Raw genomic sequence first — 14,103 nt, forward strand, 5'->3', positions numbered from 1 at the left:
TTCCTAAGTTTCTAAATGCTTTTTCAAATACAATCTTATCTAAAATTTCTTTGGCATTCTAAAAATGAACATGCGGTGCATTCTCCTTTTGTCTTTAATTTATTGACAAAATGTTTTTACGATAGAAAGACAAAACCAGAATATGCTATTCTAAAAAAGTATCGAAAATCACTTTTAGAAAACAAGAACTTCATAGAAGTAACTGATTTTGGCGCAGGATCTAAAGTCTTCAAATCAAACCAAAGACAGATTTCTAAAATTGCCCAAACAGCTGGAATTTCGGTAAAAAGAGCCGAATTATTATTTCGCGTAACTCGCTATTTTCAGCCTGACACTATTCTAGAAATAGGAACCTCTTTAGGATTAGCAACATCAGCTTTAGCTTTAGGAAATACAAAAGCAAAAGTAATTACGATAGAAGGTTGCCCGAATACTGCTGGTATTGCCCAAAATCAACTAAATGAATTCGATTGTAAAAACGTAGAAAATATCATTTCAGAATTTGAATCTTTTCTAGTTTCAGAAAATCTAAATTCTAAAATATACAATCTAATATATTTTGATGGCAATCATTCAAAAAAAGCAACTTTAGCCTATTTTGAACTTTTATTATCAACAATCAATAATGATTCGATTTGGATTTTTGATGATATTCATTGGTCAAAAGAAATGGAAGAAGCTTGGGAAATTATAAAGAATCATCCCAAAGTAAAAGTCACTATTGATACTTTTCAATGGGGATTTGTGTTTTTTAGAAGAGAACAGGAAAAAGAACATTTTATAATAAGGGCATAAAAAAAAGACGATCATAAATGATCGTCTTTTTTTCTAATTCAAAATCTTAAAGCTTATTTTTTTGCTTCTTTATTTTCTTCAGCTTTTGCTCCCATTCTATTTACGGTATACATAGGCGCAAACTTAATTTTCAAACCAGCAATTTTTCTATTGTCTGCTGCAGTCAAACCTTCTTTTTCAACAGTATTTTTTCTGCTGTCAAGTGCTTCATACAATACTTTAATTTCATCCCAGTCTTCTCTAGAATATTTATCCTTATTATTTTCAACCGTATGAACAAATTGTTGGTACACACTATGAATATTCTGAGCGTTTACCCAGCTGAAGCTCATATCATCTCCAATTTTTCCTTCACCAAATAAGGCATTTCTTAATTGTTGTTTAGGACTTGGAGCCGGTGGGGCAAGAAGGGTGGTCATTTCATTTTTAAAATCCTCATACTTAGCTTTGCTTGCATTTATTTTCTCTGTTTGGGCAGTATTATCTTTAATATCTGCTAAAGCGGCATCAGCTTCTGCTGCTCTTCTATCGTATTCCGATTCAACAGTATTCCAATTTTCTTTAAGATCTTCGGCTTTAACATTTTTAACCGAATCTACGTAGGTTACATAAGAATCAATTGTTTTCTGTGCCTTTTCTTGTTTTTCGTCTTTACATGATGTAAAGCTCAACGCTAATAATGCAATTCCTGTAGCTATTTTGATATTTTTCATAATTTTGATTGTTTTAATTAATAATATCAAATTTACTTAAAAGAAAATGCTTAAAATTACATTATTCCCATCTTTTTAAGATTTATAAAATAATAAATTTATAAATTCAACCAAATAATGATAATTATACAAAACAACATCACAACGATATAACGGCTTTAAAAATATATTGTTGATTATTTTGTTATTTCAATAAACTAAATGATGTTTTTGTAACAAAAACCGATTATCAGCTACTTATCAGTTTTATTCAAAAGTGTTTTGTACTTTTAAATCCAAAATTGAAAACTAAAATGGCTGAACCATTAATTAAAATAACCGATATCAGACGAAATTTTGTTTTAGGAAACGAAATTGTTTATGTTTTAAAGGGAGTTAATTTAGAAATAAAAAAAGGCGAATATGTAGCATTAATGGGACCTTCAGGATCCGGAAAATCAACTTTAATGAACTTATTAGGCTGTTTAGACACACCTACTTCTGGACGTTATGTCTTAAATGGAAAAGATGTCAGCCAAATGAAAGACGATGAATTGGCCGAAATCAGAAATAAAGAAATTGGCTTCGTATTTCAGACTTTTAATTTATTACCCCGAACAACTGCATTAGATAATGTAGCACTTCCTATGATTTATGCCGGTTACGGAAAATCTGACCGAATTGCACGTGCAACCGAAGTTCTAAAACAAGTAAATCTAGCCGATAGAATGGATCACCAGCCGAATCAGCTTTCTGGAGGACAACGCCAGCGTGTTGCTGTAGCCAGAGCTTTGGTTAATAAGCCTTCGATTATTCTTGCCGATGAACCAACGGGAAACTTAGACAGTAAAACTTCTATAGAAATCATGAAGCTTTTCGGAGATATTCACGCACAAGGAAACACTGTAATTCTAGTAACGCATGAAGAAGATATTGCTGCTTATGCACATCGAGTAATTCGTTTGCGTGATGGTTTAATTGAAAGCGATACGACTAAATAATTTTAGATTTTTGTATTAAAAATAAATTTCAGAGTGAAAAAAATCCTCGTCTCGTTTGTATTATTTTTCACTATTTCAATTAGTGCTCAAAATCAAACGTATTACAGATTAATAGAATATGCCAAAAAAGCACCTGAATCTGAAACTAAAGACATTGAAGATTTAAGCAAATATTTAGCAAGAGGAGCAAAAACTAAAAAAGAACTTGTTCAATTAATTTATTACTGGATTTGTTTAAATATTGATTATGATATCGAATCTTACGCAAACAATACAATAGATGATGTTTCTGCTGAAACTACCTTTTCTGACAGAAAATCAGTTTGTGCAGGTTATTCAAATTTATTTCAGGAAATCTGTCTTAATCTAAAAATAAAGTGTGAAGTCATTACAGGTTATGGCAAAGGTTATAATTATAACGGTGAATATCTAAAGGAAACAAATCACGCCTGGAATGCTGTCAAAATGTATGACAAATGGGAATTTATAGATGTAACCTGGGGAGCTGGTGGAGCCTTTGAAAATGAAGATGGAAAATTATTTTTTGAGAAACAATTATCTGTCCGTTACTTACTAGACAATCCCGAAGATTTTATCCTGGAACATTTACCTGAAAAACCTGAATGGCAGCTTTTAGAAAACCCAATTTCTAAGGATGTTTTTTTTAGTACGGAAATGGAAAATAAAAGACTGGAAAGAATTAAACTTTAATATAGAAATTACAAACCAAGAAACTTAGCATCTCAGAATCTCAGAACCTTAGCATCTTAAAAAAATGAAAGTATATACCAAAACCGGCGACAAAGGTACAACAGCTCTTTTTGGAGGAACCCGCGTACCGAAAGACCATATTAGAATTGACAGTTATGGAACTGTTGATGAACTTAATTCATACATTGGATTAATTCGTGATCAGGAAATGGATCATCATTATAAAACTATTTTAATAGAAATACAGGATCGTCTTTTTACCGTTGGTGCCATTTTGGCAACTCCACAAGAAAAAGAAGTGCTAAAAAACGGAAAACTTCGCTTAGAAAATTTGGGGATAATTGAATCTGATATTGAATTACTCGAAAACGAAATAGATAAAATGGAAGAAAGCCTTCCGCAAATGACTCATTTTGTTTTACCTGGCGGACATCCAACCGTGTCACATTGTCATATAGCACGCTGTATTTGCCGTCGCGCAGAACGTTTGGCAGTACATTTAAGTCATAATGAGCACGTTCCAGAAATCGCAATTATGTACTTAAACCGACTTTCTGACTACCTTTTTGTCTTGGCACGAAAGTTGTCCTCAGACCTTAAAGCGGAGGAAGTGAAATGGATTCCGAGAAAGTAAATTTTCTTAAAATTCCAATTTTTTGAAATCCCAAATTCCAATAAAAAACTGAAATTCTTTGAATTTAAGTTATGCGTAAAAGCTGTAAAATTGGAGGTTTTAAGCTTCTTTTTTGGAATTTGAAACTTAAAAATTGGGATTTACCAAAGGACGTTCTTAAATTTTATTAAAATAAATCAAAATTTACTTGTCTTTTTCAGTAAAAAATTTATTTTTGCACAAACTAAACAGATAACAGATGTATTGGACATTAGAATTAGCATCTTATTTAAGTGATGCGCCATGGCCTGCTAACAAAGATGAACTTATTGACTACGCTATTAGAGCTGGTGCTCCATTAGAAGTAGTAGAAAACCTTCAATCAATCGAAGATGAAGGCGAGATATATGAATCAATGGAAGAAATTTGGCCTGATTATCCAACAGACGAAGATTATCTTTGGAATGAGGATGAATATTAAAAAAATAAACCAAAGGAAAAAGTCTCATCATAGAGGCTTTTTTTTTGGTTCAAATACATATAAATAATAAAGAAATACAATAAATCATGAGTTTCATAAACAGTATTATTAAAGTCTTTGTGGGTGATAAATCACAGAAAGATGTCAAAGCTTTACAACCTTACTTAAATAAAATTAAAACATTCGAAGCTCCCTTAATGAGTCTAACTAACGACGAATTGAGAGGAAGAACTGTTTATTTTAAAGACAGAATTAAAGAAGCCAGAGCTGACAAAGATGCTAAAATTGCTGCGCTTAAAGCGGAAGTAGAAAACATCGAAGACATCGACAAAAGAGAAGATCTTTATGATGCTATAGATGCTCTTGAAAAAGAAGCTTATGAAATCTCTGAGAAAACTTTATTGGAAATTCTTCCAGAAGCTTTTTCTGTAGTAAAAGAAACGGCTCGTCGTTTCAAAGAAAACTCTCACATTGAGGTTACTGCAACTGCAAAAGACCGTGAATTTTCTGCAACAAAACCATATATTACTATTGAAGGTGATAAATCGGTTTGGGCTAATAAATGGAATGCTGCCGGAAAAGACATCACTTGGGACATGATTCACTATGATGTTCAGTTGATTGGTGGTATGGTTTTACACGAAGGTAAAGTTGCCGAAATGCAAACGGGTGAAGGTAAAACTTTGGTTGCTACACTTCCACTTTACTTAAATGCTTTGACTGGAAATGGAGTTCACTTAGTAACAGTGAATGACTACTTGGCAAAACGTGATAGCACATGGAAAGCACCTTTGTTCGAATTCCACGGTTTATCTGTTGACTGTATCGATAATCATCAGCCAAGTACTGAACAAAGAAAGAAAGCATACGACGCTGATATCACTTACGGAACCAATAACGAATTTGGTTTTGATTACTTAAGAGATAACATGGCACACTCTCCTAGCGATTTAGTACAGAGAAAACACAATTTTGCCATTGTCGACGAGGTGGATTCTGTATTAATTGATGATGCCAGAACACCGCTTATCATTTCTGGACCGGTTCCTCAGGGAGATCGTCACGAATTCAACGAATTGAAACCAAAAATCGAAAACTTAGTTGCACAACAACGTCAGTTAGCAAATGGTTTCTTAGCTGAAGCTAAAAAATTAATCAAAGAAGGAAATACTAAAGACGGAGGTTTCTTATTATTAAGAGCTTACAGATCTTTACCTAAAAATAAAGCATTAATTAAATTTTTGAGTGAAGAAGGAATTAAACAATTGCTTCAAAAAACTGAAAATCAATATATGCAGGATAACAATCGCGAAATGCATAAAGTTGACGAAGCTTTATATTTTGTGATTGAAGAAAAAAACAATCAAGTTGAGTTAACAGATAACGGTATCAAATACCTTTCTGGAGATACAGATGCCGATTTCTTCGTTTTACCAGACATCGGAACAGAAATCGCTGCTATCGAAAAACAAAAATTAGATAAAGATGCGGAAGCGGAAGCTAAAGAAAGATTATTCCAAGATTTTGGAGTAAAAAGCGAGCGTATCCACACTTTAACGCAACTTTTAAAAGCTTATGCTTTATTCGAAAAAGATGTAGAGTATGTGATCATGGACAACAAAATTATGATTGTCGATGAGCAAACCGGTCGTATCATGGATGGTCGTCGCTACTCAGACGGATTACACCAAGCGATCGAAGCTAAAGAAAACGTAAAAATCGAAGCTGCTACACAAACTTTTGCAACAGTAACATTACAGAATTATTTCAGAATGTACAGCAAATTAGCTGGTATGACGGGGACAGCTGTTACAGAAGCTGGCGAGTTGTGGCAGATTTATAAATTAGACGTTGTTGAAATTCCAACTAACCGTGGAATTGCAAGAATTGACAAAGAAGATTATATCTACAAAACTACACGTGAAAAATTCAACGCTGTTATCGAAGACGTTACTGAATTATCACAGGCTGGAAGACCAGTATTGATTGGAACAACTTCTGTAGAGATTTCAGAATTATTGAGCCGTATGCTTAAAATGAGAGGAATCACGCACAACGTATTGAATGCTAAAATGCACAAGCAAGAAGCACAAATCGTTGAAGAAGCTGGTAAAGCTGGAGTGGTAACAATTGCAACAAACATGGCTGGTCGTGGTACCGATATTAAATTATCTCCAGAAGTTAAAGCTGCGGGAGGTTTAGCAATCGTGGGTACAGAACGTCATGATTCACGTCGTGTTGACAGACAGTTACGTGGTCGTTCTGGTCGTCAGGGAGATCCGGGAAGTTCTCAATTTTATGTTTCTCTTGAAGATAACTTAATGCGTTTATTCGGTTCTGAAAGAGTAGCGAAAGTAATGGACAGAATGGGATTGAAAGAAGGTGAAGTTATTCAGCATTCTATGATGACTAAATCGATCGAACGTGCTCAGAAAAAAGTAGAAGAAAATAACTTTGGTGTTCGTAAACGTTTATTAGAATATGATGACGTAATGAATTCTCAGCGTGAAGTAGTTTACAAACGTCGTCGTCACGCTTTATTTGGTGAGCGTTTGAAACTGGATATTGCGAATATGCTTTATGATACTTGCGAATTAATCGTTAGCAACAGTAAAGTGGCAAATGATTTCAAAGGATACGAATTTGATTTAATTCGTTATTTCGGAATCACGTCTCCAATTTCAGAAGCAGATTTCTTAAAATTGTCTGATATTGAAGTTACTGGTAAAGTATACAAAGAAGCTTTAGCTTTCTACACAGAAAAAACTGAAAGAAGCGCAAGAGAAGCTTTCCCAATTATCAAAGGAGTTTACGAAGAGCCTAACAATCATTTTGAAAGAATCGTAGTTCCATTTACAGACGGAATCAAAACTTTGAATGTGGTAACTGACTTGAAAAGAGCTTATGACAGCGAAGGAGCTCAATTAATTGCTGATTTCGAGAAAAACATAACACTTTCTATTGTTGATGAAGCTTGGAAAAAACACTTACGCAAAATGGACGAATTGAAACAATCTGTTCAATTGGCTGTTCACGAGCAAAAAGACCCATTGCTTATTTACAAATTAGAAGCTTTCAACTTGTTTAGAGGAATGCTGGATAACGTTAATAAAGAAGTTATTTCATTCTTATTCAAAGGTGATTTACCTGCTCAAAACGCTCCTGAAATTCACGAAGCAAGAGAAGTAGCTCGTCCAAAAGAAAATTTACAATTAAGTAAAGACGAAATCCCAAACAGCGAAAGCATCAACCGTGAAGCTGGAGAAACTCAACAGCGTCAGGTTACAGAAACTATCGTTAGAGATACACCAAAAATCAACAGAAATGATACTGTTACAGTTCAGGAAGTTGCTACTGGTAAAACAGAAACAATGAAATTCAAAAAAGCTGAAAGTCTTTTAGCTGCCGGAACTTGGGTTTTGGTTAATGAATAAATTTTTAAGTATTCAGTTGCAGTCACAGTTTACAGACTGATCCTTTAATAATAAAAAAAAGACCGATAGTTTAAAACTGTCGGTCTTTTGTTTTTAAGTTATTTAAAAAACTAATTTACAGGTTCCAAACTGAGACTGAAAACTGTAAACTGAGACTTATCTAGGGTTATCCTGATAATATCTTTCTTCAATTCTTTTAATATCTTTTATAGAATTCTTTGCCCAAAGCAAACGTTTTACCAAAATTTCTTCATCAGTCAGTTTCCAGTTAATATCAGATCTTCTTAATCTGTTAGTTAAGCTTTGGATGATGATTGCTGCGGAAACCGAAATATTCAAACTTTCAGTAAAACCAACCATTGGAATTTTTAAAAATCCATCAGCATTATCCATAATTTCTTTGGATAAACCTTCCTTTTCAGTTCCGAAAAACAATGCACTTGGCTTTGAAATATCAAAATCTTCCAACATGCAGTCTTTTTCATGCGGCGTTGTCGCAATGATTTGATAGCCTTTACCTTTCAGATCAGAAAGACAGCCAGAAACCGAATCAAATCGATTGATGTCAACCCATTTTTGCGCACCTAACGCAATTTCTTTGTCAATACGTTTTCCAAAACGCTGCTCAATTACATTCAATTCTTGAATTCCAAAAACTTCACAGCTTCGCATCACTGCGCTTGTATTGTGCATCTGATAAACATCTTCAACAGCGACAGTAAAATGTTTTGTTCGATTTTCTAAAACTTTTAAAAAATTAGCTTTTCTATTATCGGTTAATATATTTTCTAAAAATGCGAGGTAATCTAAATCAATCATTTTAATTCTTTTTATTACTAACTATAAGTTCGTCAGTCTACATTAAGGAAATTTAAGTCTGCGAAAATAACCATTTCATTTGAAAAAAATCTCATTTGATTATCTTTGAATAAGAATCAAAAAAAACTTCATATAAAATGAAAAAGAAACTTGTTATTTTAACCGGAGCTGGAATTAGTGCTGAAAGTGGCATCAAAACCTTTCGTGACAGTGATGGTTTGTGGGAAGGACATGATGTAATGGAAGTTGCAACTCCTGAAGGATGGCATAAAAATCAAGAATTAGTTTTAGATTTTTACAACAAACGCCGTCAGCAGTTAAAAGAGGTCAATCCGAATTTAGGACATATAATTTTGGCTGAGCTGGAAAAAGATTTTGATGTTTACGTTATCACTCAAAATGTTGACGATTTACATGAACGCGCTGGAAGCACAAAGGTTTTACATTTGCATGGAGAATTATTAAAAGTTCGAAGCGTTCGGGATAAAAATCTAATTTTAGACTGGACAGAAGATTTAAAGACTGGCGATCTTGATGCAAACGGACATCAATTGCGCCCGCATATTGTTTGGTTTGGCGAAGAAGTTCCAGCCTTGGAAGAAGCGATTGACATAACCGAAACTGCAGATTATTTTGCCGTAATTGGGACTTCGCTTCAAGTTTATCCTGCTGCAGGATTGACAGCTTATGTTCCGAGTACAACTCCTATTTTTTACATTGATCCCAAACCAATTGCAATTCCGAATATCCGAAATAAAGTAGAAACGATTGCCAAATTTGCATCCGAAGGAGTAGCAGACTTGAGAACGCGATTAAATTCATTTTGAATGCACAAATGCGCGTTTTAATTGCCTGTAATCGCCAAATTCTGTTTATATTTGCACCTTTCGAAAAAACAACATAACAATGACTACTCTAAACGAATTGAATGCTATTTCTCCAATTGATGGAAGATATAGAAATAAAACTCAAAATTTAGCACCTTTTTTCTCTGAAGAAGCTTTAATAAAATATCGTGTTTTAGTTGAAGTGGAATACTTCATTGCTTTATGCCAAATTCCATTACCTCAACTACAAGGTATTGACGCAAGTTTGTTTGAAAGCTTGAGAAACATCTACAAAAATTTTTCAACTGAAGATGCGCTTTGGATTAAAGAAACAGAAAAAGTAACCAACCACGACGTAAAAGCGGTAGAATACTTTATCAAAGATGCTTTTGAAAAATTAGGCTTATCTCAATACAAAGAGTTCATTCATTTCGGATTAACGTCTCAAGATATCAATAATACTGCTATTCCGCTTTCGACAAAAGAAGCATTTGAGCAAGTTTATATGCCGACTTTAGTTGCTGTAATTGCCAAATTAAAAGAATTAAGCGTTGAATGGAAGGATATTCCAATGCTGGCACGTACACACGGACAACCTGCCTCTCCTACTCGTTTAGGAAAAGAGATTTTGGTTTTCGTAGAGCGTTTAGAAGAGCAGATGCGTTTGTTATTTAATGTTCCATTTGCAGCTAAATTTGGTGGTGCAACAGGAAACTTCAATGCTCATCATGTAGCGTATCCGCAAATTGACTGGAAACAGTTCGGAAATAAATTTGTTGAAACAGATCTTGGTTTACAGCATTCCTTCCCAACAACACAAATTGAGCATTACGATCATTTTGCTGCTTTTTTCGATGCTTTAAAAAGAATCAATACTATTATTATAGACTTAGACCGTGATATTTGGACTTATGTGTCAATGGACTATTTCAAACAAAAAATCAAAGCTGGGGAAATTGGTTCTTCTGCAATGCCACACAAAGTAAATCCAATTGACTTTGAAAACTCTGAAGGAAACTTAGGAATTGCAAATGCTATTTTTGAACATCTTTCTGCAAAATTACCAATCTCAAGATTACAGCGTGATTTAACGGACAGTACGGTTTTAAGAAACGTTGGTGTGCCATTTGGACATACCATTATCGCTTTTGAAGCAACTCTAAAAGGTTTAAATAAATTACTTTTAAACGAAAGTAAATTTGCTGAAGATTTAGAAAGAAACTGGGCCGTTGTGGCTGAAGCAATTCAGACTATTTTACGTCGCGAAGCGTATCCAAACCCTTACGAAGCTTTAAAAGGCCTAACAAGAACAAATGAAGCTATTGATAAAAATGCAATTCATAATTTTATTGCAACTTTAGAAGTTTCAGATGCTGTTAGAGCAGAATTATTAGCAATAACTCCTAGTAATTACACAGGAATCTAAAGAAAATACCAAATATTTTGTCAAAAAAAGCTATCTTTATCGAGATAGCTTTTTTTATTTAATTCGGAGCTAAACCAGTATTACCTAGCCATTTATTCTTATAAAAGTGCAGTGGATTTCATTACAATGAAAAGCTGGATCAGCTCCTTAAAAAAATACCACGTTTTTATATGATTGCATTAAATGCCGCTGCCGAAAGTACACACCACTTACAACCTTTAATTAGTGATTTGGGATTAATCCTGATGACTGCCGGAATTGCCGTTCTACTATTTAAAAAAATGAAACAGCCTTTGGTTCTAGGCTACCTGATTGCAGGATTTTTAGCCGGAAACCATTTTGATTTTTTCCCTTCTATAACAGACATGAAAAGTGTTGAAGTTTGGGCAGAAATCGGGGTTATATTTTTACTTTTTAGTTTAGGACTCGAATTCAGCTTTAAGAAACTTATGAAGGTTGGAGGAACCTCTTCTGTTACCGCTATAACCCAAATTATGTTTATGACATTAATTGGTTATTGTGTCGGCCAGTGGATGTGCTGGGGAAAAATGGACAGTATTTTCCTTGGAGCGACACTTTCTATTTCTTCCACAACGATTATTATCAGGGCTTTTGATGAATTGGGAGTGAAAGGAAAAAAGTTCGTTGGAATTGTTTTTGGAGCTTTAATTGTTGAAGATATTGTAGCCATTTTAATGCTTGTTTTATTATCGACAATTGCAGTAAGCGATCAGGTTTCTGGAGGCGAATTATTACAGTCTGTTTTAAAATTAGTATTCTTTTTGATCATTTGGTTCTTAGGAGGAATTTTTATTATTCCAACGATTTTGAAAAAAGCAAAGCATCTTTTAACTGATGAAATGCTGCTTATTATTTCGTTAGCATTGTGTTTGATGATGGTAATGTTTGCAGCAAATGTTGGTTTTTCTCCCGCTTTAGGCGCTTTTATAATGGGTTCTATTATTGCTGAAACTACACAGGCAGAAAAAATTGAGCATTTAATTCAGCCTGTAAAAGATTTATTTGGCGCTGTTTTCTTTGTATCTGTCGGAATGTTAATTAATCCTGAAACGCTATTGACCTATGCGCTTCCAGTTGGTTTGATTACACTTTTAACTATTTTCGGAAAAGCATTTAGTTCTTCTATAGGAGCTTTAATTTCTGGTCAGCCTCTTAAACAGTCTGTACAGACAGGAATGAGTTTGGCGCAAATTGGAGAGTTCTCTTTTATCATTGCAACACTTGGAATGACGCTGAAAGTAACCAGTGATTTCTTGTATCCAATTATCGTAGCGGTATCGGCAATAACCACGTTTACAACTCCATTTTTAATTAAGTATTCGGAAAGATTTGCTTTGTTTTTAGAATCAAAAATGCCGAAACGATGGGTTAAAAACATCAACAGATACAGTGTCAATGCCCAAGCAATCAAATCGGTAAGTACTTGGCAGATTGTATTGCGATCTTCTATTACTCAAATTATCCTTCATACTATTATTATTACTGCAATTATTTTATTGTCATCTAAATTCGTTGCGCCTTTAGTGGCCGATACTAGATTTGGAAATACTTTAGCTGCTTTATTGACTTTAGTGATTATTGCACCATTTTTATGGGCATTGTCACTCCGTCGTGTTAAAGTAGATGAAGTAGAAATACTTTGGGAAGAGCGTAAATACCGTGGGGCATTATTGATGCTTATTCTAATCAGGATGAGTCTCGGATTATTCTTTGTCGGTTTTTTATTGAATATCTTCTTCTCGCCTTTGGTTGCTTTTATAGCGCTTATTATCGCTATTGGAGCCTATCAAATTTTCCCTAAAAAATTAAATGAACAATATCATAAAATCGAAAATCACTTTTTGAAAAACCTCAACGATCGTGAAAACAAAAAGATTGATAGAAGATATGCTAATTTGATGCCGTGGGACGGTCACATGTCCTTTTTTGAAATTAAAAAAGAATCGAATCTTGTTGGAAAAACACTGCAGGAATTAAAGATCCGAGAATCATTAGGAATTAACATTGCTTACATCAAACGCGGCGAAGTAACCATTCCAATACCGACCAAAAATGAACGTTTATTTCCAGGAGACGAAATTTGTGTAATTGGTACCGATGCCCAAATTGTTGAATTTACAAAGTATTTAAATCAAAATGAAACTGAAGCTCCTGGGAAAGTAGAAGAAACAGATATTGTTTTACGTCAACTAGAAGTTTCCCAAGATGAATTTATTCAAAAAAGCATAGGACAATTTAGAGCCAAAACCGACGGAATGGTTGTAGGAATCGAACGAAACGGAAATCGTATCCTAAATCCAGAATCCAGTTTAATCTTAGAAAAAAATGATATTCTTTGGGTTGTTGGAGATAAAAAAAGAATGAATACTTTATTATCTGCAAAGTGAGTTTTTTAAGATACTAAGGTTCTAAGATGCTAAGATTCTCAGTTTTTTTTATAAAGCGTTGAGATTTTCATAAGTGAAAATTCCAACGCTTTTTTTTACTTTATTCCATAAAAGCAAAAATGCTAAAATTCTAAGAAAAAAACTTAGAATCTTAGCATCTCAGTATCTTAGAACCTCAAATTACTTATTTGGCTGTGGAGTCAAACGTAAATAAGGTTTTATTGGTGTATGTCCTTTTGGGAATTTTGCTGGAATGTCGCTGTCCGGAATTGCTGGCGCAATTACTACATCTTCTCCGTCTTTCCAATTAGCAGGAGTTGCAACGCTGTAATTTGCGGTTAATTGTAAACTGTCAATAACACGAAGCAATTCATCAAAATTTCTTCCTGTTGAAGCTGGATAAGTCAGAGTCAATTTAATTTTTTTATCTGGGCCAATCACAAAAACAGAACGCACTGTAAATTTGTCACTTGCATTTGGATGAAGCATATCGTATAAATTCGCTACTTTTTTATCTTCATCTGCAATAATTGGAAAATTAACTTCTGTATTTTGCGTTTCGTTAATGTCTTTAATCCACTCTTTATGCGAGTCTAAACCATCTACACTCAAAGCAATAACTTTTGTATTTCTTTTAGTAAATTCAGGAACATAATTCGCTACAGTTCCCAATTCAGTTGTACAAACAGGAGTAAAATCTGCTGGATGCGAAAATAAAACACCCCAAGAATCTCCTAACCATTCATGAAAATTGATTGGTCCCTGCGTGGTTTCTGCGCTGAAATCTGGAGCTATATCGCCTAATCTTAATGTTGACATAATATATCTTTTTTTAGTTCCTCTAAAATTAACTAAAAAATGCATGTAGAAAACATTGAAAAGGTAAAAAAAAGTTA

At 33.9% G+C, this 14,103-nt stretch carries 12 protein-coding genes; 9 read left to right on the top strand and 3 right to left on the bottom strand.

Annotation, left to right across the window (positions count from 1 at the left end; genetic code table 11):
* Nucleotides 1-15: 15 nt before the first annotated feature.
* On the top strand, nt 16-795 hold the full coding sequence (locus GSY47_RS05555) for an O-methyltransferase (protein ID WP_179002355.1): 780 nt from the start codon (nt 16-18) through the stop codon (nt 793-795).
* Nucleotides 796-848: 53 nt separating this feature from the next.
* Here GSY47_RS05555 and GSY47_RS05560 read toward each other — a convergent pair whose 3' ends face one another.
* Nucleotides 849-1,508 (bottom strand): DUF6565 domain-containing protein, encoded by a 660-nt coding sequence (locus GSY47_RS05560; RefSeq protein WP_179002356.1) that lies wholly within the window; start codon nt 1,506-1,508, stop codon nt 849-851.
* 293 nt (nt 1,509-1,801) lie between these two features.
* Between GSY47_RS05560 and GSY47_RS05565 the strand changes: the two genes are divergently transcribed.
* The 5 genes from GSY47_RS05565 to secA all read left to right on the top strand — a co-directional run bounded on the left by GSY47_RS05565 (nt 1,802) and on the right by secA (nt 7,727).
* On the top strand, nt 1,802-2,488 hold the full coding sequence (locus GSY47_RS05565; RefSeq protein ID WP_179002357.1) for an ABC transporter ATP-binding protein: 687 nt from the start codon (nt 1,802-1,804) through the stop codon (nt 2,486-2,488).
* Between the two features lie 33 nt (nt 2,489-2,521).
* Entirely contained in the window at nt 2,522-3,199 is a 678-nt protein-coding gene (locus GSY47_RS05570) for a transglutaminase domain-containing protein (protein ID WP_219071138.1), read from the top strand.
* A 64-nt stretch (nt 3,200-3,263) separates the two neighbouring features.
* A complete protein-coding gene (locus GSY47_RS05575; protein WP_179002359.1) occupies nt 3,264-3,833 on the top strand; it encodes a cob(I)yrinic acid a,c-diamide adenosyltransferase in 570 nt (189 codons plus the stop codon).
* 238 nt (nt 3,834-4,071) lie between these two features.
* The gene (locus GSY47_RS05580; protein WP_007138072.1) at nt 4,072-4,293 is read left to right on the top strand and encodes a DUF2795 domain-containing protein; all 222 of its coding nucleotides are present in this window, start codon (nt 4,072-4,074) and stop codon (nt 4,291-4,293) included.
* Nucleotides 4,294-4,379: 86 nt separating this feature from the next.
* Nucleotides 4,380-7,727 carry a preprotein translocase subunit SecA gene (secA, locus tag GSY47_RS05585; RefSeq protein ID WP_179002360.1) on the top strand — a complete coding sequence of 1,116 codons (3,348 nt, stop codon included), beginning with the start codon at nt 4,380-4,382 and terminating at the stop codon, nt 7,725-7,727.
* 156 nt (nt 7,728-7,883) lie between these two features.
* Here the strand turns inward: secA and GSY47_RS05590 are convergent, their stop codons facing one another.
* Nucleotides 7,884-8,546 carry a TrmH family RNA methyltransferase gene (locus tag GSY47_RS05590; RefSeq protein ID WP_179002361.1) on the bottom strand — a complete coding sequence of 221 codons (663 nt, stop codon included), beginning with the start codon at nt 8,544-8,546 and terminating at the stop codon, nt 7,884-7,886.
* Between the two features lie 137 nt (nt 8,547-8,683).
* Between GSY47_RS05590 and GSY47_RS05595 the strand changes: the two genes are divergently transcribed.
* The 3 genes from GSY47_RS05595 (at nt 8,684) to GSY47_RS05605 (ending at nt 13,207) form a co-directional block, all read left to right on the top strand.
* Nucleotides 8,684-9,373 carry an SIR2 family NAD-dependent protein deacylase gene (locus GSY47_RS05595; RefSeq protein WP_179002362.1) on the top strand — a complete coding sequence of 230 codons (690 nt, stop codon included), beginning with the start codon at nt 8,684-8,686 and terminating at the stop codon, nt 9,371-9,373.
* Between the two features lie 79 nt (nt 9,374-9,452).
* A complete protein-coding gene (gene purB / locus GSY47_RS05600; protein WP_179002363.1) occupies nt 9,453-10,799 on the top strand; it encodes an adenylosuccinate lyase in 1,347 nt (448 codons plus the stop codon).
* A 170-nt stretch (nt 10,800-10,969) separates the two neighbouring features.
* A complete protein-coding gene (locus tag GSY47_RS05605) occupies nt 10,970-13,207 on the top strand; it encodes a cation:proton antiporter domain-containing protein (protein ID WP_179002364.1) in 2,238 nt (745 codons plus the stop codon).
* 180 nt (nt 13,208-13,387) lie between these two features.
* Here the strand turns inward: GSY47_RS05605 and GSY47_RS05610 are convergent, their stop codons facing one another.
* Nucleotides 13,388-14,026: a peroxiredoxin gene (locus GSY47_RS05610; RefSeq protein ID WP_091492334.1), complete on the bottom strand. Its 639-nt coding sequence runs from the start codon at nt 14,024-14,026 to the stop codon at nt 13,388-13,390.
* Between the last annotated feature and the right edge of the window lie 77 nt (nt 14,027-14,103).

This window comes from Flavobacterium quisquiliarum (assembly GCF_019308285.1).
Classification (GTDB): Bacteria; Bacteroidota; Bacteroidia; order Flavobacteriales; family Flavobacteriaceae; genus Flavobacterium; species Flavobacterium quisquiliarum.